Source organism: Emticicia oligotrophica DSM 17448, from assembly GCF_000263195.1.
Taxonomy (GTDB): Bacteria; Bacteroidota; Bacteroidia; order Cytophagales; family Spirosomataceae; genus Emticicia; species Emticicia oligotrophica.
Window position 1 is genome coordinate 3,581,332 of the sequence record NC_018748.1, and the last position, 19,341, is coordinate 3,600,672.

The following is a 19,341-nucleotide window of genomic DNA, read 5'->3' on the forward strand; positions in this document are numbered from 1 at the left end:
TTACTGAAACAATTTTTTATTTTGAATTGACAAAAATAGCCTAATCTCTCGAATACTACATCAATTTACTTGATTTTCAACTTAGGCTGCTTTTTTAGTGCGTCTTTCGCGTTCTTTTTTGACTAATAAAAACTCTCTACTGCTTTGGCCTGCAATAGAAGTATTTTCATCTGCTCGACGGAATAAATAGGGCATTACTGCTTCAACAGGTCCATAAGGTACATATTTTGCTACGTTATATCCAGCATTTGCTAAATTATAAGAAATATTATCACTCATGCCTAACAACTGGGCAAACCAAATGCAACTGTCATTCTTTGCTATTCCTTTTTCCTGCATGAGTTTCACACAAAGTAGGCAACTATCTTCATTGTGAGTTCCCAAACAGATTGAAAGAATATCTGTATTTTCAACGGCAAAATAAACAGCTTTATTGAAATCTTTATCAGTATCTTCTTTAGTTGCTTGAATCGGGCTTTGGTACTCCATTTCAGCAGCACGACGACGCTCTTTTTCCATGTATGCTCCACGTACTAATTTAGCCCCAACGGTGTATCCATTTTTTCTAGCATTTTCGCAGGCATTTATCAAATTATCAAGGCTTGCCCAACGGTAAAGTTGATAAGTGTTATAGACAATTGTTTTTCCGCCAACGTTATATTTTTTCATCATCTCGTAGCATAAATTATCAATGACATCCTGAATCCATGATTCTTCGGCATCTAAGAAGATTCTAACATTGAGTTGAGCGGCTAATTGACATAAACGATTCACTCTATCATGAATTCGTTGAAATGCAGCTTTGTCTTCTTTAGTGAGCATTTCTGGCCTTTCTTGTACTTTTTCAAGAAGCTCAACTGAACCTACGCCCGAAACCTTAAAAACTGAAAAAGGAATGTTTGTAGCTTGTTGAGAAGCCCTAATAATGGTACGTTCTACCTCATCAGTTGTTTTGTCGAAATCATTTTCATTATCTTCTCCTTCAACCGAATAATCTAGGATTGTTCCAACATTTCCTCGTGCCAAATTTTCTATGGTTTTTTGGCAAGTTTCGATACTTTCTCCACCGCAAAATTGTTCAAATAAAGTATTTTTTATAAGAAATTTTACTGGTAAACCTATTTTTAATATAAACTTTATAAAAAAAGTTCCTATCTTTACGAGCCAATTTTGGTTCATCATTGCAAAAATCAAATATGTTTTTTGAAGTTTGCTATCCGATTGTTGAGCAAAGGCTACTGATGTGTCCTCAAAACTAAGTAGTTGATTCTGCGGAGCAGCTTCCATTTTATTAATTTTTTAGTTTGTTTTTTATAATTTGATGAATTATATGAAGTGAAAATTGTATTTTTCTAATAAATCAAAGCTTTTTTGTGATGATTGATTAGAAATACGGTGCAAATATATTATTTTTAGAAGAGTATTTTTTGATTTTTTATAAAAGCGAATCTCATCGCTCCTTTAATTAACTAATGAAAGCAAATTTAGACGTACTTCCTCTTAGCAGTTGGATTGATACCGCAGGGAAGCCATTAATTATCGCTGGTCCGTGTAGTGCCGAGACCGAAGAACAAGTTTCGGAAACAGTATCACGCATTGCCAAAGAAGGTTATGCACATGTGATACGTGCGGGTGTTTGGAAACCTCGTACACGTCCGGGTAGTTTTGAAGGTATGGGTGAAGCTGCTTTACCTTGGTTAGCAGCGATGAAAAAAGAAACAGGTTTGCCAATTGCAGTTGAGGTAGCAACCCCGCAACACATTGAATTGGCATTGAAATATGGCATTGATATCCTTTGGATTGGTGCAAGAACTACCGTTAACCCTTTTAACGTACAAGACCTAGCGGATGCACTTAAAGGTGTTGATGTGCCAGTATTAATCAAAAACCCAGTAAACCCAGATTTAGCTCTTTGGGTGGGTGCATTTGAGCGTATTGCTGGTGCAGGTATCAAGAAAATGGCGGCTATTCACCGTGGTTTCTCTAATGCACAAGAAACAAAATTCCGTAACTCTCCAATGTGGCAATTGGCGGTTGAGTTAAAAACGCTTTTCCCTCAATTACCAATTATCGGTGACCCGAGCCACATGGCTGGAAAACGTGCTTACTTATATGAGTTAGCTCAACGTGCATTAGACCTTAACTATGATGGTTTAATCATTGAGTCTCACCGTAATCCGGACGAAGCATGGTCTGATGCCTCACAACAATTAACTCCTGAAGCACTAGGTGAAATGTTGAAGTCATTAGAAATTCGTAAGGCTTCGTATGGTGATGATTTCCAAAGCGAATTAGATAAATTACGTCAGAAGATTGATAATATCGACCGTGAATTATTAGAGGTTTTAGCTGCTCGTATGGCAGTGGTTGAAAAACTTGGTGAATACAAGCGTGAAAACAATGTAGCAGTTCTTCAACTTGACCGTTGGAAACAATTACATAATAGCCGTGCTGATTTAGGTAAGAGATTAAATCTTTATCCTGAATTAGTAGAAGAGTTATTCAAATTGATTCACATGGAGTCTATTCGTAAGCAAACAGAAGTAATGAATCAGCAACCAGCTTGATTTCATTAATAAAATACTAAGCGAGCCAAATTTCTAAAGTTTGGCTCGCTTTTTTTATGTCTATTTTTATTTGTTTCGACCCACAAACCAACCCCACATTTTCATTTTAAAAAATAATATTTTTGTTTGTTTGGTTAAGGGTTCAATATTGATTTCTGGGTTGAAGCATATTGAGGTTTGAGAGGTTAAAAGATAATAACAGTCTCGTTTTTTTTGTAAATATTGTGCAATGGAAAGCGTATTAGCTGGAAATATTACTTTGTTGAAAATTGGTGGTTTAGTTTTGTTCAGACTAATTGTTGTAACAAACGTAGATTTCGAACGATAACTATCTAATTGGGCAAAAGAAAAAGTCGAAATAAATAATAGCCCCCAAAAAACAAGTAGTATTTTCATGTGTTTATGTTTAGCAGGTTGTTATTTTAATAACGATTTTTCTTTTCATAAATTTTTACGGAATCATAAAGATATCTTTGCAATTAAAAATGATGGCAAACCGATGACACTGATTTTGCTGAAAATGACATAAAATCTGTGAAAATTAGCGTTAATAAAACTGCGTCATCTGTGGTTTAAAAATGTGTGAGAACAGCTTTATAATTCTGAATTTTTTATAGTTATTACTTAAAGGTTGAAACTGCTTTGAATGATAAAAAAAAGCCTGTCAGAAAGTTTCTGACAGGCTTTTAAATTGATTTAACCTATAATGAAATTTAATTTCCAGTTCTTACACGACTTTGCTCGGCTTCGGTTGCTGTACTTCTACGACGGGCGGCTTTAACGTTTTGATTACCAAACTTATAAGTAAAGGTCAAACGAACATTTCGACTATCCCAACGATTACGAACACTTAAATTAACATTTGCGAAATCGGTTCTGCCACTAAATTTGTTTGTCAAGAAAATATCATTGATATTCAATCTCAAACTTCCCTTCTTATTCCAAAAACTTTTCTGTAAACCTGCACTTACTGCGTATTGTGGATTGCTGTAAAGTGTACCATAAACATTACGTGAATTGTACCACATTGAAATTTCACCCGATACCTCTTTTGGCAACTTGATATTATGTGAACTATAGAAGTTATATGCCCATTGTCCCATATCTAAATTTTGCCCAAGGAGTTGTCCGCTGTATCTATTATAAAAAACTGATACATTATTTTGAGCTGTCCACCATTTAGTAATTGGAATTGGGAAACTCATGTTTACGTTTAGATTTTCAAATTTGGAAATATTTTCTCTGGTTTGGAACGTAATTTTCTCAGGGTCAATTCCGTCAATATTATTATATTTTTTGATTTTTGCTAATACTGCTGGGTCACTTACCGCATTTTTGATAATATCAGTCATGAAATCGTTTGTTACACTGTAGCCAACACTTGTAATAAATGCTTGCTTAAATGTATGTGTAAGTTCAAATGAATTCGTGAACTGTGGCTTTAAATATTCATTTCCTAATTGATAAGTATATGGGTCAAGGAAATTGATAAACGGATTCAGTGAGCCATAATCAGGGCGTTCGATTCGACGGCTGTATGAATACGATAACTGATTATTCTTATTGATATTTTGAGTAAAGAAAACACTTGGGAATAATTTCGCATAATTACGTTCGCGGCTCTCATTCAAAGTTACCGAAGTACCTTTTGAGTGTGTATGTTCCATACGTAAACCTGCTTGTACGCTCCACTTTTTGTTTAATTCCTTATTAAAATTAGCGTAAGCAGCATTGATATTTTCTTCGTAAATAAAGAAGTTAGTACGACCTCTGTCAACTACTCCATTTTGAAAGAACTTAATATCATTATCAGACTTCACCCAGCTACTCTTCAAACCAAATTCAAATCGTGCTTTTGATTTTGGCAATGGATGAACATAATCTGTTTTTAAAGCAAAAATGTTGTATTTGTTCGGAATTGAGCTTGTGATAAGTAATGGAGTACCAATTTCAATTTGTTTATTATCAAAGTACTTATAAAAACGTGAAACCATGCCTCTTTCACGGCTATAATTATTGTATACTGAATAATCAATATCGGCGGTTAATTCTTTGCCAGTAGAATCGAAAGTATGCTTAAAATTGCCATTTACAGTTATATTTTTCCAAGTTTGATAACTACTTGCGTTTGTAATTAGGCTTGAATCTGGAATCGAACTTCCAACATTTTTTATATAAGTTGTGTTGACATTCGGAGAATTTGGATTATTTTGCCAAATTCCTGCACTTCCATTTACCAAAACACCCAGAGTTGTTTTCTTAGACATGTAATAATCACTACCTAATTTATAGCTAAAGTTTTGGCTTTCGTTGTAGCGATACGCATATTGGTCGAATGTTTTACCTCCTATATTTCTTGATAATACATTGGTATTGAATCGCTGATTGTCTGAAAATGTAAGGTTTGTAAAAGTATTAAATTTACCTTGGCGATTATTCAAATTTAAACTGCTATTATATTTAGGCATTAAGCCGGGTTTTACAGTTTCTACTTTACTGAAATCTTCGCTCAGGCCCTTGTATAAATCTGGGGGCAAACTACCAGCAAAACCAGCAGAAATACTGCCATTTGTACCATAACTCTTATTCTTCTTAGTGACAATATTAATTACGGCTTTTCCTGCAGCATCGTATCGAGAAGAAGGATTTGATATAATTTCAATTTTCTCAATTTGGTCGCTACTCATATTTTTTAATTGATTCGCCAAGTCACTTTGCGACATATACGTTGGCTTGCCATCCATGATAACCAAAACCCCTTGCTTGCCCTTTACACTGATATTATCATTGTTATCGACGGTTACCCCCGGTGCTTTTTGTAATACTTCTAAAGCAGTGCTTCCAGTTGCTAAAATGCTACCTTCCACATTGACAATGAGTTTATCGGCAGCTTGTTCGATTAATGGCTTTTTTGCTGTTACGGTTACCTCTTTAAGGTTTTGTGTATCTAAGTCTAATTGAATTGATGAAAGTTTTACTTCTAAATTTTCATCGTTGAGTGTAATTTTTGGGGAGAAATATTTTCGATAACCAACCATTGATACCGACACAATATATTGTGTTTCGTTTCCTACCGCAATTTGTTCGAAGACAAATTTACCATCCATATCACTTACCGCTCCTTTTGTAAGAGTCGAGTCTTTGGCTTTGAGTAATAGAACATTTGCGAATGGGAGAGCTTGCTTTTTTTCATCAAATAAAGTGCCCGAGATTTTGCCTTTATAGGCAACTTGATTATTTTGGGCAAAAGATAATACGCTCGCAAATGCGAGTAGCATTGTTTGTAATAGCTTTTTCATTGTTGTAGTAAAATTAAGTAATAGCTTTTCTTTAGTTTCTTTGTTTTGTTCAGTTTAACTGAATAAATATTAGATGCACATTTGGTTTAATTGGTTACAATCTTTTAGCGTTTAAAACTATTAAGAGTGATTATTAATAGTTGAAATTTCTAAATTGAATGTACTTACTTTTTCTTTTTCATAATTTATATGACAAATATATCGGTACTTTGTAATACAAGGTAATTGATAATACATAAGTGGTTCTAAATTTGGGATGAGTGGTCTATTGTTCTAAAGAAGGTTTTTTTAATAGATGCATTTAAAGAGAAGAGCGTTGCTTGTGTATGATAAAAAAATATAAAGTCTCTAAGTTGAGGGATTTCAACAAAGAGACTCTTTAAAGTTTATTTAGGCCTATTTTTCTTCGGGTGTAAATTCTAAAATATCTCCCGGTTGGCAATTTAATGCTCCACAAATTGATTCTAAGGTTGAAAATCTAATTGCTTTAGCTTTTCCTGTTTTAAGAATAGAAAGGTTAGGAAGGGTAATATCCACTTTTTCAGCGAGTTCTGATAATTGCATTTTCCGTCGTGCAAGCATCACATCTAGGTTTACGATAATAGGCATTTTCTAAACGGTTAATTCGTTTTCTTCTTGAAGTTCTACACCACGTCTGAAGATTTGAGAAATGATATAAACTATTCCAGCCATGAATAAATACATTTCATTATCAAAAATATGTATCAAATCGACTGATGTCTTCTTGAAAATATATTTCATGTAGCTATTGGCAAGTACAGCAACGAGCCATAGTCCAAAAGTAAAATAACCCAAGTTTTGTATTTTAACTGAAAATTTATGATTAAAAGGGGAATCTAAATTTAGCTTTAGCAAGAAATCAAAAAGATAATACCAGATAAATGCCTTTAAGCCTGAAATCATAATTGAAAAGCTCATGGTTATGTAGAAGTATTTTTGATGTTCGCCATAAAGTTCATAGATTTCTTTGATGACCTTGTAAGTATTTTGTGCGATTGAAGGGTATAGAAAGCTTATAACTAGAGAAAAAATCTGACTTCCACATTCAATTGAAAATCCGATTGCAGGAATTAAAGTTAAATACTTGATAATATTTAAGATGTCTTTGCTTTGCGATTTCATAATATTATTTATTTATTGAAACAAATGTAGTAAAAATATATTGATAAACAATAAATAAATACTGAAAATCAATATATTGTTTATGAATAACAATTTTTTCTATGAATATTGACCTACAGAAAATATAATAATGTGCGTTGGAGTTTAAGAATATTTAGATTTAATTCTTAATTAAATAATTATAAGAAATAAAACATATTGCTTCATTTCATTGAAGATTTACATTATTGTTGAATTTGTAAAAAAGTTAATAATCAATTAAGCTGTCGGCTTTAAACTTGAAGGTGAGAGATTTTGTTATATTTGCAAAGACTTGAATAGATTTTTAGATTTTAAAACAGAGTAAAAAACTGATGAGCGAGAACATTTACTCATTTGTCAATTCACTCATTCACTCATTGATTTAATGAAACTTATAAAAGTAGCAGCTGGTACGCTGAACCAAACGCCATTAGCTTGGGAGCTGAACCAAAAAAATATTATTGATTGTATTAAAGAGGCTGATAAGCAAAATGTTAGCCTTTTGTGTTTGCCAGAATTATGTATTACAGGCTATGGTTGTGAAGATGCCTTCTACTCATGGGATTTGGTCGAACAAGCCAAAGAAAGCCTTCTTGAAATTGTACAACATACCTCTGGAATGATTGTTTCGGTGGGTATGCCTATTCGTTTCAACAATAAAATCTATAATACGGCTTGTCTAATAGCTAATAAGAAAATCTTGGGTTTTGTTTGCAAGCAGCATTTACCAAATTATGGTGTGTTTTATGAAGACCGTTGGTTCCATCGTTGGCCTGCGGGTATGCGTGATGAAATCGAAATTGATGAATTTCGTTATCCAATTGGCGATTTAGTTTTTGAATTGAGTGGTGTAAGAATAGGATTTGAGATATGTGAAGATGCATGGGTGGCTAATCGCCCAGGACGTGCAATGTTCGATAGAGGGGTAGATATTTTACTGAATCCAAGTGCGAGTCCTTTTTCATTTTCTAAGTTTGTCACTCGTGAGCGTTTTGTGATAGATGGAAGTCGCTCATTTTCATGTAGTTATATTTATACAAATCTACTAGGTAATGAATCAGGTCGCTTAATTTTTGATGGAGATTCAATGATTGCATCTGATGGAAACTTACTGGTTTCATCTCCACGATTTGGTTACGCTGATTTCTACGTAACTTCGGCTGTCATTGATATTGAAGCACCAAAGGTGAACCATTCTCAAGTAAAATCGCCGCTTGGACAAGGTAATTGGAAAGTTCAAGCACTTTTCGATTGGCCTGAAGTGAAGCCAGTTGCTCCACAAATTGCCGAATTAGAGAAATTTGAACGTGGAGGATATTTAAAAGAAGAGGAATTTGCTCGTGCTGTAAGTTTGGCCTTATTTGATTATCTCCGAAAATCACGTTCGCAAGGTTTTACTATTTCACTTTCAGGTGGTGCAGATTCTTGTGCTTGTGTGGCTCTTTGTGGCTTAATGATTCGTTTGGCTGAGGAAAGTATCGGTTTAGAAGCTTTCAAACAAAAACTTTCCCATATTAAAAAAATACAAAATTGCCAGTCGGTAGAAGAACTAACAAAAGAACTAATACATAGTATTTATCAAGGTACCGAAAACAGTTCGAGTGATACTTATGAGTCAGCAGAAAGTTTGGCCAAAAGTATAGGTGCAACGTTTTATAATGTAAATATTAATGGTTTAGTAGAGTCGTACAAAGATTTGGTTGAACAACAAATAGGCCGAAATCTTACGTGGGAGACAGATGATTTACCACTTCAAAATATTCAAGCTCGTGTACGTGCTCCAAGTGTTTGGTTGCTAACGAATCTCTATAACCATTTATTGATTGCCACCTCAAACCGTTCAGAAGTAGCCGTAGGCTACTGCACAATGGATGGAGATACGGCAGGAAGTATCAACCCAATTGCGGGAATTGATAAGTTTTGGTTGAAAAAATGGTTGGTTTGGTTGGAAACCATTGGTTGCGATGTAAAGGGCAAGCATATCAAGATTGAAGGTTTAAACAAAGTAAATAGCCTACAACCAACTGCCGAGCTTCGTCCGCTCGAAACGAAGCAAACGGACGAGAAAGATTTGATGCCTTATGAAGTGCTAAACTCAATCGAAGGTGCTGCTATAAGAGATAAGAAGCCACCATTAGAATGTTTATTGTTTATGGAAGCACTCTACGAAGGCCGTTTCGAACGCTCAACTTTGGCCAATTGGGTAGAGAAATTCTTTAGAATGTGGAGCAGAAATCAATGGAAGCGAGAGCGTTATGCTCCGAGTTTTCATTTAGATAGCTATAACCTCGACCCACGAGGTTGGTGTCGATTCCCGATTTTATCGGGTGGGTTTGAAAAAGAACTGGCTGATATGCGAGAATATCTCGAAAAAGGCGACCGCCGAAAATCGAGAGGAAGGATTGGGTTTTAATGAATACGATTAAAAAGTTTCGTAGTAAAGTTTTACCACGAAACTTTTTAGTTTAAATTATTTACCCAACCAATTTAACTGATTCCAGTAAGTAGGTCCATCGTTGGTTTGAAGTTTACCTTTTGTACTGCGGCCATCTTGAATCTGCTTAGTGAGCAAATTGGTCAATTCTTTCACTATTTCAGGGTTTTGAGCATATACATTTTGTGTTTCTCCAATATCCGTAGCTAAATTATAAAGTTGAATTGGAGGAAGTGTTTTGGCTTCTTCGCTGGTTTCTTTGGGTTTTCCATTTCCGCCCGAATGCGAACACATTATCAATTTCCAATTATCTTTACGTATTGCAAAGAAGCCATCAGATGAATGATGAATGACCGATTTTCGAGCATCATAAGTTGACTTTTTTCCTGTTACCTCACTCAGAAAGCTAAAACTATCTTCGGCTACATTATCTGCTAATTTTTGTTTAGTAAGCTCGGCGACTGTCTGAAAGAAGTCAGTTGTACATACTAATTGTTTACTTACTTTAGGTGCTTTGATTGTATTTTTCCACGAAACAATGAATGGAACATGGTGTCCTCCTTCAAAAATATCAGTTTTTAGACCTCGATACATCATTGAAGGATTATGCCCTTTACTTAGTTGTGCTTTCAAATCAGCAGGATTGGCGAAACCATTATCAGAAGCAAAAACAATCATGGTATTTTCATAAACACTATTTTTTTTCAATGCTTCAACAACTTGTCGGACTACATCATCTACCATCAAAACAAAATCTGCATAAGGCGAAACATTACTTTTGCCTACAAACTTACCAATAGGTAAAATAGGCGTATGTGGTGCCGCCAGTGGAAAATAAAGGAAAAATGGTTTCTCCTTATTGGAGTTTTGGTTAATGAAACTAAGTGCTTTTTCAGTAAATTTTCCTAAAACTTCTTCTGGCTGAAAATCAGGAGCGATAATACCTGCACGAAATAATTCAATACCTTTTCTTCCGATACAAGTATCTTTCGGAATTGCCGTGCAGAAACCGTTTTCTACGTAAGCATACGGAGGCATATCGAGTGATGCAGGAATGCAAAACGAATAATCAAAACCATTTGTATTAGGGCTATTTCGAACATGCTTCGTGAAATCTACATTTTTCTCACCAGCCTCAATGTTTCCCCAATTCCATCCCAAATGCCATTTTCCCACAATACCTGTTTTGTAGCCTTGTTTTTGCAAGAACGAAGCAACTGTTTCTCTTTTCGGGTCAATTAGTGGTGTATCATACCCATGGAGTACACCTTTTTTTAGTGTAGTCCGCCAGTTATAACGTCCAGTCATAATTCCATAGCGAGTAGGCGTGCAAACAGCAGAGGTGGTGTGGGCATCAGTAAATTTTACACCATGTTGAGCCAATTGGTCAATGTTTGGCGTTTGGATTTTACTTTCTGGGTTATAAACTGATACATCACCAATACCCAAATCATCGGCAAGGATATATATTATGTTTGGTTTTTGGGCAAAACTTCTTGTAATACTGAAACATAGTAATATAAGAATAATAACTTTTTTTTTCATGTTTATTTCTGGTAATTGGGTTAAAAGAGAGCAAAGTGAAATCGATTTTATTGACTCGGAGGTGTAGAAAGTTGTTCCAGTTCTTCTATTGTCCAAGGTTCGGTTTTTGCTGAGTGCTGCTCTCTAATTTTCTTTACATCAGCCACTTGTACAACTGCCGATTGTCTTCCTTTGCCCACTCGCATCGATGTTCCAACAAATTCGTAGCGGATATAACTCACTACTGAAGCAATCCATTCATCAGAGTTATCATTCATGGCCAACATCACACTTGGGTAAGATTTGCCTTCAATTGGGCCTTTCAAACCATTCATCAGGATTCGAATTGCAATATCTTTATCGGCGTTGATGTGTTTTGCTCCTCTTAAAGCAGGAGCAGCATTGGTGGGTAAACCTTTTCCATCAGCACCATGACATGCCGAACAAAGTGATTTGTAGATTTCGCCCCCTGCCAAAATCAATTTTCGCTCGGGAGCAGTAAATCCTGCCAGTTTTATGCCATAAATCTTGGCATCTTCGTTTTTATCAATGCTCTTTTTTACGCTCGTAATCATCTGATTATTGGCGTTTTGTGTCAGAATTTCTTCCACAATTTGCTTTGCTAATACACTTTTATTCGACCCCAACGAAAGTAAAATCTGAGTTTTAATGTCATAATTTTCATCGTTTATCATTTTACCGATGGTGGCCATCATGGCTTGGTCGTTTTGCTTCAAAAAGATTTCCGAAATCCAAATAGCTGTTTTTCTAACTTGTGGGTCAGGGTCTTTCAAAGCGGTATAAATGATTGGTCTATCAATCGCATTCAAACCTTCGAGTGTCCATAATGCGTGAATTCTTCCGAGTGCCGATGTTCCATTTTTGCCTGAAGCCATTGCCTTTAATGCAGGAACTACCGATTTATCCTCTAAGATAATAATTTGCTTTTGGGCATTGTCTCGCCACCAACCGTTGGGGTGGTCTAAGTATGCTAACAGAGATTTTGCTGGTACATCTAGCATTTTTGGCTGAGGCCCTCTTTTATAATCATCGTGCACTAAACGCCAAATTCTGCCTCGTTGGTTAACTTTGCCAATACCATAATAATCTATTTTACCTCGAAGAAAAGAGCCTTTCGGAGTCCAGTTTGATTCTTGAATAATGCCTCTGTTCATGTCCACGATATAGAGACACCCATCAGGGCCAGTATAAGTATTGGTTGGACGGAAATAAAAGTCAGTGCTGGCAATAAACTCTTTTTTGTCGTAAACGTTTTCGAGCTGGGTTTTACCTTGATTATTAATGACTTTAGCACGGCGAATGATACGAGCAACGGGTTCGTTGATGAGATAATCGCCAACTAAGTCGGCTGGAAGACGGTCGCCTCTAAAGATAGATTGCCCGTTGGCGGCAGTGAAGTGATTCAATGTACTATCTGGATTTAGACGTGGTTTTCCACCTTGTACATCGGGCGTAGCAATGATTGGGTAAATACGGTTGAATTTTTCCTCATTGTAAGCATCCGAAAACTCTAACTGGCCATATTTAGGGTTAATTTGAAAACCACTTCCTGCGTTTTCGCCACCTGCACGGCTAAAAAATAATCTTCCGTAATTATCGTGTGTAAGTCCCCATTGACCATTCGAGCCACTTGGCATAGAATCGGGTTTTAGTACACCATTTTTGTATCTAAAACGAACGGCATCGTAGGTCTGATAGATATAATTATCCAGATTCCAGTCTAAGCCACTTCTTTGATGCTCCAAATTTCCACCTGCAACTTTCCCTAAAATGTAGGCAGGCTTTTTTACATCAGCTATCCCATCGCCATTAGTATCTTTATAGCTGTAAATATCATACGTATCGGTTTCATTGACCAAAAGCTCGTGATTTACGCACAAAATCATACGTGGTAAAAGTAGGTCTTTGATAAAAACCGAACTTTTATCTATTTTTCCGTCATTATCTGTGTCTTCAAGTAGCATCACACGACTTCTTTTTTCTTTTGTGCCTGTACCATCCGCATCCTGCGTATAAGTTTCCATTTGAGCAACATACATTCGGGCGTTTCCGTCCCAAGCAATGGCCACTGGTTCTGCAATCATGGGTTCGCTTGCAACCAGTTCCATATGATAGCCCTCAGGAACACGAAATGCTAAGCGACTTTGTTCGGGCGAAAGTAGGGGAGGGGTTATGGACTTAAGACTATCAGTTACACCAAATTGTAAGTTTATTTCAGAGTTGGTTTCTTGAAATTTGGAAAAATAGGATAGGCCTAAAAAGGTCAATAAGCTGAATATCAGGTAATTAATTTTCATAGTTTTGTTTGTAGAGGTTGAATTTTTGAAAATCTAAAAAATGCGTAACTGCAAAAACTACTCATAGCTGTAAGTAAATGCCATATTGCATGACCTTGGTAAAGTGAATGAGGATCACAGTTGATTTTTTGTACATCTAAAGTACGAATTTTAACCGCTATAAACATTAAAACAAATCCTAAAATTGCCAAAATAAATGATTTTTCTTGGCGAAATTGAATATAATGAATAGCAATGCTTATTAGTAGTAGTAAAATCATGAAAGGTAAGAGTTTACTACTTGAAATTATAAGTGAAAGAGGAAGAAAAGCTATGATGATTAAGATTAAAACACCAAACCAAAGTTTTTTTATAATTTCTGAGAATTCGATTTTATGTAGAAGATGATACCACCCAATTCCCAACAAAGCAATAGAGATACTGTAAGTACCATTCATATCAACCCTTTGCCCTAAATAGGTAAGTGAAGCGTGAAAAAAGGCACTTCCAAAACTCAAATAAATAAAACAACAACTCATTAATACTGATAAAAGCGGGAACTTTTCAAGCTTATTTTGCGTGTTATTTTCTTTATTTCTGAAATCAAATTGGGCAATTTGGAAGACTAAAATACCAAAGAAAAAATAGGCTAAATTTGAATAAGTATTCATTGATTGATGAAAAAAAGCCTCTGAATTATTAAACTCGCAATACTCCACTGTCAAAGCCGATTTACTTAGGGTCATTCCATTCCAAACACTTCCGCTCAACCACGTGTTTAAACACGCCCAAATTGCTATCATTCCGAAGGTATAAATGAAGGCTATTCCTAAAAATCTGAAAAATAATTGCTTGTTCATGTAGCTTATTTTTTGGGAGTGATTTCAACTAAAGGCTTTTTAATATCCCAATTGGCAGGTATTTCAAAAACTATTTTAAAAATACCAGTAATTTCGTCAGAAACTGCATAGCCTTCGTGTAGTTTTTTATCTTCAATGCTATCAATTTGGGTAATTTTTAAAGTGGTGTTGATACCGAGTGTCATGCCTGAGAAGTTCCATTTCGTTGGTGTAAATGCTTCTTTCGTTAAGTTTTTTGCATAAACAAATACCTCAAAACTACTGGGTTGGGTTTCATTGGCAAAAATACTCATTTGAGTTTCTGATACTTTTACATTGGTTTTTCCGTCGCCCAAGGTCATTAGCCAAAAAATATCTCCATCGGTTGTTTTCCAATGAATTGTTCCAGTTTTTATTTGTTCCCAAACTCTTTTATTTCCCCATAAACCACCCATCATCCAATCTTTATTCATCATGGCAGTTACTTTCTTGATGCTATCGCCTTTGTAATTATTAGGAATATTACGGGTAATAAATTGAGGTTTTGAAAATGCTTTAAGTTTCATCAAATCATTTTTGGGAATCGATAAACCCAAATTAAAAATTGGGGCGAGGTTGCTCATTTCGCCATATTTTGGGCCTTTCTTTAGAGGCATTGGAGCCAGTTTTTCATCGTCAACTGCAAGTGCAATCCAAGTGCCAGTAATGGCAAAATATTTGGTCATGTCCATGCCATAAGCTCTAAAATACGGGCCTGGCATATTTTTTAGAATAGGATTATAAAATATAGTGATTTCGTGCCAAAAATCCTTTTCGAGAGCTTTACCCATTTCTTGAATTTCTTTCGAAAAAGCGAATTCTCGCCATAAACCAAGACCAATCAGCGTTACGCCATAATAAGTTGGGGAGTTAAATTCACTAAAAGTTTTATTGGTTTGGTATAACTTGAAAATATCACGAGCTTTTTTCAAACCCGCATTTTTGATTTCGTCTAAGCCGAATTCCGTCCCGACGTATTCCATCAAAAAAGCACTCATGATTGAAATATTGGTGTAATCGGGAGCAACGTTTCGTTTGAAAGCTCCTCTGGCTGCGTGAATAATGCCCGTTTCAATGTCTTTGATGATATTTTCGGGAAGAAGATTTCTAAACTTGTTCCTGATAATAATCAAATCACAACCGATAAATTCCCGCCAATTTTGGTCAAATTTATCGTTTTTAATAGATGTTTTCCAGATTCCGTAAATTTTGGTGTTTTCGTCTTGGTATTGATTTTTTAAAATCCAACGTAAAATTACAACGGCTTTTTCTTTATCTCCTGTGGCATTTCTAAACAAAAGGGCTTCTGCCAATCGGGTTTTGCTGCGTAGGCTGGTGTTATCTGTGAGTACGTCTTCAATGGAAGTTCCAGCAGGAATTTCATCAGCTAAAACCTCTTCAAATAAACGTTTTTGATAAGTCGAAAGAGTTTGATAAGTATATTTTTTTGTGTAAATATCATCGTTTTCAGTAGCCTTGGCAACAAAAAACTGTAAAGCGAAAAACACATATATGACTAATGATTTTTTCATACGTAGTTGATGTTTATTATTTCTTAACCACTTCTTTTACGCCCGTTGATTTTGCCCAAACTTCATACTCAGACTTTAAATTGGTAAGTATTTTAGGCTCTTTAGTTGCAAGATTTTTTGTCTCGCTTGGGTCGTTGCCGAGGTTATATAATTCCCAATCAGTATCTTCCAACTCTTTCACTAATTTCCAGTTACCTTTTCTTATAGCTTTGTTACCTTCATGCTCCCAAAAAAGTGTTCTTGAAGGCATTTTTGCTCCATTCCAAAGGTAGCTTAAGCTTTTACCGTGAACGTCTGAAGGCTGTGTTTGTGCCAATTCGAGACTGGTTGGTAGGAGGTCAATCACATGACTTGGAGCATCAATGAACTCTTTTTTAGGTTTGATTTTGGCAGGCCAATGAATAATACATGGACTAATGATGCCGCCTTCGTGCATAAATTTTTTATAAAGCTTGAAAGGCGTATTCGATACATTTGCCCACTGGAAATCGTAAGTGCCATAAGAGCCTCGTTCTCCAATTCGCTTATTGGGTTCGCCGAGTTTTCGGTCATCAACGTTTTCGGGGCTGGCTCCATTATCTGCTAAGAAAATGATAAAAGTATTGTCTATTTGCTGGCTTTTTTTCAAGTATTCAACCAGTTTTCCAATGTTTTTATCCATTCTATCAATCATTGCGGCATATACGGCCATTTTTCTTGCCCAAGATTTTTTTTCTTTAACATCCTCCCAAGGTTGAATATCATTTGGCCGCTCAGTGAGTTGATAACGTTTATCGAGCAAGCCAATTTGTTTCATTTTTTTGAAGCGGTCGGTACGGGTTTTATCCCAGCCTTGTAAGTAGAAGTTTTCGTATTTAGCAATATCTTCTTCGTAGGCGTGTAGCGGAAAATGTGGTGCGGTATAGGCCAAATACAAGAAAAATGGATTGTTTTGCTTATCACTCGATTCTAAAAACTCAATAGCTTTATCGGTAAAAGCATCGGTTGCATAATAGCCATCTTTAGGTAATACGTATTCTTTATCGTCTTGGACAACAAATCTTTTACGTTTTTCTTGTAAGACTTCAAAATAGCTTGAAGCTCCAGAAATTAGACCGAAATATCGTTCAAAACCACGCTTTAAAGGCCAATAATCTGGACTTTCGCCCACGTGCCATTTGCCTGTCATATAGGTATGATAACCCACTTTTTTCAAGTCTTCGGCAATGGTAGGAACGCTTGGTTCGAGATAGCCCTGATAGTTGTCTTTTGGTACTTTCTGGTCTTCAAAAGAAACCATGTTGCCCATGCCAACGGCATGTGAATATTTACCAGTAAGCAAAGATGCACGGGTTGGACAACAACGGCCAGCATTGTAGAAGTTTCTTAATTTTAGACCATTAGCTGCCAATTTATCAAGATTTGGGGTGCTTATTTCGCTGCCATAACAACCAATATCCGAGAAGCCCATGTCATCAGCCATGATAATGATGATGTTGGGTCGAGACAATTTAGTTTTGGAAGAACTTAATAAAATAAGCCCCAAAGAAGAAATGATTATCAACGATGTGACAAACTGCCATTTTGTTTTCATTTCGATTGAATTTTAGCGTTTTTGAGGAAACATTCTGAGCATTACGACCCCATGATGACGAATTTCGGTGCTAAAAGAACCATTAAAGGTCCCTAAATTTTTCTGACGCCACACATCTCGTAAGTTGAATTTGCCTTGCAAGCCAACTTTCGCAAAATCAAATGTAAACGACTTCGCTGTTTCATTGCCCCAATTGAAATAAGATTCGGGCGTTTTGCCATAATTTCCAGTATTGAAAAGTCCGACGGCAGAGGAACCATCTTCTAAGGGCTTTACCCAAACTTGTATGCCATTTTCTTCCAATAAAAGCCTACCACCTTTGCCGAGTGGGTCTTGATTTATTTCGATAACTTCATCGTTAGATAAAAGATTGAGCGTGAAAGCATCGAGCTGTTCAATCGGGCAGCCAATGAGTAGGGGGGCATCCAATAAGCTAAAAATACTCACGTGGCTGTATTGTTCGTCGGGTGTTAGGCGGGTGTCGTGCATAATTGGGCCAATCGAAACTTTACCAACAATCATCATGTCGGGGTCTGCCCAATGCCCATGCCCTGTATAAGGAGACCATTTATCGAGCGAGAAGGTATTAAGAAAAAGGCTCGTCCAGCTATCTTTAATGTCTGGGCCTGTTCGGTACATATTCGTTAGTCTTACCCAATCGTTTACCTTCTCAAAAGGAGCGTTATTTGAAATACTAAACACGATATCACGCCCCGATTGCTTCAAGGCAGTAGCCATGCGTTCGGTAGAGTTTACATCAATACGCCAATCATATTTCAAGAAATCAGTTCCCCAATCGGCCATTTGTTTGGCATCAACTGTTTCAAATCTATATTTTGCAATGTGGTTAAATGCTCTTCTATCGACCATGATAGACTGATGAGACTCGCCACCTTTTTCAAAATCAGAAGAAGCTCCAGTATAACCACCATAACTTGAAATATAAGGAGTTGAATAAAGCCCTACTTTTAAGCCAAGTGAGTGAATGTAGTCGAACATTCCTTTTATGTCTGGAAATTTTTCGTTGGGTTGTAGTGCTAAATTTGGGCCACCACGTACGCCTTGCCAAGCATCATCTATGTTGATGTAAGTCCAGCCATGGTCACGCAGACCTGTTTTTACCATTGCATCGGCTGAGGCAATTACTTTCTCTCTATCAATGTGAGCCTCCCACGAATTCCAGCCATTCCAACCAATGGGTGGCGTAAAAGCAATGGTATCACCTATCTTGATAGTTAATGATTTGGTTGCTTCACCGAATACGTTTTGTGCTTTGAGTGTAGTTTGATACGTGCCACGTTCGCTTACTTTACCGCTAATAATGCCTGTTTGTTTGTCAAGTGCAAGGCCTCTCGGAAGGTTAATGGCCGAAAAAGTCATTGGCCGTTCGCCAGTAGCAGCTATGGTGTAGAGAAATGGATTGTTGGGGGTAGCCCCGAAAAGTTTAGCTGAATTTATTTTAGGACTTTTACCTGTCGGTGGCGTAAGAATATACTTTTCATCAGTGTTTACCGTGTGTTCGGGCTTGGCATCGCCAATCATTTCCAATTGTGCATCAATCCAATTGCAGTAAGTTCGTTTATTATTAATGCCACCTACTTTATCGGTTACCAACAAGCCAAGTTGTTTGATTCCCATAAGATTGAGGTCAATTTTGATTGGGTCATCGCCAATCTTCATTTCCTTACTTGCAAATAGCACTTTTCCATCGCCAACTACATAGAATGTGAGGGCGATTTCTTTATTTCCTAAATCATCAGTTCCAATCAATGCTGAAAAACGAGTAGCTTGTTTGTTTAATAAAAAGACCAACACACAAGGAGATTGAGCCCCCAAACCTCTTGAATACTTCTTTCCATTGATTCGTAAAGTATCGTTTGAATAATTTTTTTTTGCTTGTACGGGGCGAAGACCTTCAGAAAATGTTTGAATCAATAAATCGTCCAACCATACGGTTTTGGTCTGCTGTGCCGAAATACTCGTATGCACAAAAAAGGAAAGAAGTAATAGAAGTTTGGGTATTTTTATCATGATTAGGTTGAATTTTTCTTAGAGAATCGTCTCTTTAAAGTC

13 protein-coding genes are annotated in these 19,341 nt (G+C 36.4%); 2 read left to right on the forward strand and 11 right to left on the reverse strand.

Annotated features, from left to right (window positions below):
• Positions 1–81: 81 nt before the first annotated feature.
• Positions 82–1,287, reverse strand: a complete 1,206-nt coding sequence (locus tag EMTOL_RS14790; RefSeq protein WP_015030116.1) for a proline dehydrogenase family protein — start codon at positions 1,285–1,287, stop codon at positions 82–84.
• Positions 1,288–1,472: 185 nt separating this feature from the next.
• Between EMTOL_RS14790 and EMTOL_RS14795 the strand changes: the two genes are divergently transcribed.
• Complete coding sequence (locus EMTOL_RS14795) at positions 1,473–2,567, forward strand: chorismate mutase (protein ID WP_015030117.1); 1,095 nt, start codon at positions 1,473–1,475, stop codon at positions 2,565–2,567.
• Positions 2,568–2,633: 66 nt separating this feature from the next.
• Here the strand turns inward: EMTOL_RS14795 and EMTOL_RS14800 are convergent, their stop codons facing one another.
• The 4 genes from EMTOL_RS14800 to EMTOL_RS14815 all read right to left on the reverse strand — a co-directional run bounded on the left by EMTOL_RS14800 (position 2,634) and on the right by EMTOL_RS14815 (position 7,009).
• Positions 2,634–2,963: a hypothetical protein gene (locus tag EMTOL_RS14800; RefSeq protein WP_015030118.1), complete on the reverse strand. Its 330-nt coding sequence runs from the start codon at positions 2,961–2,963 to the stop codon at positions 2,634–2,636.
• A 317-nt stretch (positions 2,964–3,280) separates the two neighbouring features.
• A complete protein-coding gene (locus EMTOL_RS14805) occupies positions 3,281–5,866 on the reverse strand; it encodes a TonB-dependent receptor (protein WP_015030119.1) in 2,586 nt (861 codons plus the stop codon).
• 396 nt (positions 5,867–6,262) lie between these two features.
• Positions 6,263–6,475, reverse strand: a complete 213-nt coding sequence (locus EMTOL_RS14810) for a helix-turn-helix domain-containing protein (protein WP_015030120.1) — start codon at positions 6,473–6,475, stop codon at positions 6,263–6,265.
• 3 nt (positions 6,476–6,478) lie between these two features.
• Entirely contained in the window at positions 6,479–7,009 is a 531-nt protein-coding gene (locus EMTOL_RS14815; protein WP_015030121.1) for a DUF2975 domain-containing protein, read from the reverse strand.
• 406 nt (positions 7,010–7,415) lie between these two features.
• On the opposite strand from EMTOL_RS14815, the gene nadE reads away from it, so the two are divergent.
• A complete protein-coding gene (nadE, locus tag EMTOL_RS14820; protein WP_015030122.1) occupies positions 7,416–9,443 on the forward strand; it encodes an NAD(+) synthase in 2,028 nt (675 codons plus the stop codon).
• A gap of 57 nt (positions 9,444–9,500) precedes the next feature.
• Here nadE and EMTOL_RS14825 read toward each other — a convergent pair whose 3' ends face one another.
• Genes EMTOL_RS14825 through EMTOL_RS14850 form a run of 6 tightly spaced genes read right to left on the reverse strand, consistent with a single transcriptional unit; the run spans position 9,501 to position 19,299 of the window.
• Positions 9,501–11,009: a sulfatase family protein gene (locus tag EMTOL_RS14825; RefSeq protein ID WP_015030123.1), complete on the reverse strand. Its 1,509-nt coding sequence runs from the start codon at positions 11,007–11,009 to the stop codon at positions 9,501–9,503.
• Between the two features lie 47 nt (positions 11,010–11,056).
• Complete coding sequence (locus EMTOL_RS14830; protein ID WP_015030124.1) at positions 11,057–13,306, reverse strand: DUF7133 domain-containing protein; 2,250 nt, start codon at positions 13,304–13,306, stop codon at positions 11,057–11,059.
• Complete coding sequence (locus EMTOL_RS14835) at positions 13,303–14,145, reverse strand: ceramidase domain-containing protein (protein ID WP_015030125.1); 843 nt, start codon at positions 14,143–14,145, stop codon at positions 13,303–13,305. Before EMTOL_RS14835 ends, EMTOL_RS14830 begins: the two co-directional genes overlap by 4 nt.
• A gap of 5 nt (positions 14,146–14,150) precedes the next feature.
• On the reverse strand, positions 14,151–15,695 hold the full coding sequence (locus tag EMTOL_RS14840) for a DUF8769 domain-containing protein (protein WP_015030126.1): 1,545 nt from the start codon (positions 15,693–15,695) through the stop codon (positions 14,151–14,153).
• Between the two features lie 16 nt (positions 15,696–15,711).
• Positions 15,712–17,268, reverse strand: a complete 1,557-nt coding sequence (locus EMTOL_RS14845) for an arylsulfatase (protein ID WP_015030127.1) — start codon at positions 17,266–17,268, stop codon at positions 15,712–15,714.
• Between the two features lie 12 nt (positions 17,269–17,280).
• Entirely contained in the window at positions 17,281–19,299 is a 2,019-nt protein-coding gene (locus EMTOL_RS14850; RefSeq protein WP_015030128.1) for an NPCBM/NEW2 domain-containing protein, read from the reverse strand.
• Positions 19,300–19,341: the final 42 nt, after the last annotated feature.

What these genes read in the sequence shown, in the direction of transcription:
- EMTOL_RS14790 (WP_015030116.1), bottom strand. Translation starts at nt 1,287, where the DNA reads ATGGAAGCTGCTCCGCAGAATCAACTACTTAGTTTTGAGGACACATCA.
- EMTOL_RS14795 (WP_015030117.1), top strand. Translation starts at nt 1,473, where the DNA reads ATGAAAGCAAATTTAGACGTACTTCCTCTTAGCAGTTGGATTGATACC.
- EMTOL_RS14800 (WP_015030118.1), bottom strand. Translation starts at nt 2,963, where the DNA reads ATGAAAATACTACTTGTTTTTTGGGGGCTATTATTTATTTCGACTTTT.
- EMTOL_RS14805 (WP_015030119.1), bottom strand. Translation starts at nt 5,866, where the DNA reads ATGAAAAAGCTATTACAAACAATGCTACTCGCATTTGCGAGCGTATTA.
- EMTOL_RS14810 (WP_015030120.1), bottom strand. Translation starts at nt 6,475, where the DNA reads ATGCCTATTATCGTAAACCTAGATGTGATGCTTGCACGACGGAAAATG.
- EMTOL_RS14815 (WP_015030121.1), bottom strand. Translation starts at nt 7,009, where the DNA reads ATGAAATCGCAAAGCAAAGACATCTTAAATATTATCAAGTATTTAACT.
- nadE (WP_015030122.1), top strand. Translation starts at nt 7,416, where the DNA reads ATGAAACTTATAAAAGTAGCAGCTGGTACGCTGAACCAAACGCCATTA.
- EMTOL_RS14825 (WP_015030123.1), bottom strand. Translation starts at nt 11,009, where the DNA reads ATGAAAAAAAAAGTTATTATTCTTATATTACTATGTTTCAGTATTACA.
- EMTOL_RS14830 (WP_015030124.1), bottom strand. Translation starts at nt 13,306, where the DNA reads ATGAAAATTAATTACCTGATATTCAGCTTATTGACCTTTTTAGGCCTA.
- EMTOL_RS14835 (WP_015030125.1), bottom strand. Translation starts at nt 14,145, where the DNA reads ATGAACAAGCAATTATTTTTCAGATTTTTAGGAATAGCCTTCATTTAT.
- EMTOL_RS14840 (WP_015030126.1), bottom strand. Translation starts at nt 15,695, where the DNA reads ATGAAAAAATCATTAGTCATATATGTGTTTTTCGCTTTACAGTTTTTT.
- EMTOL_RS14845 (WP_015030127.1), bottom strand. Translation starts at nt 17,268, where the DNA reads ATGAAAACAAAATGGCAGTTTGTCACATCGTTGATAATCATTTCTTCT.
- EMTOL_RS14850 (WP_015030128.1), bottom strand. Translation starts at nt 19,299, where the DNA reads ATGATAAAAATACCCAAACTTCTATTACTTCTTTCCTTTTTTGTGCAT.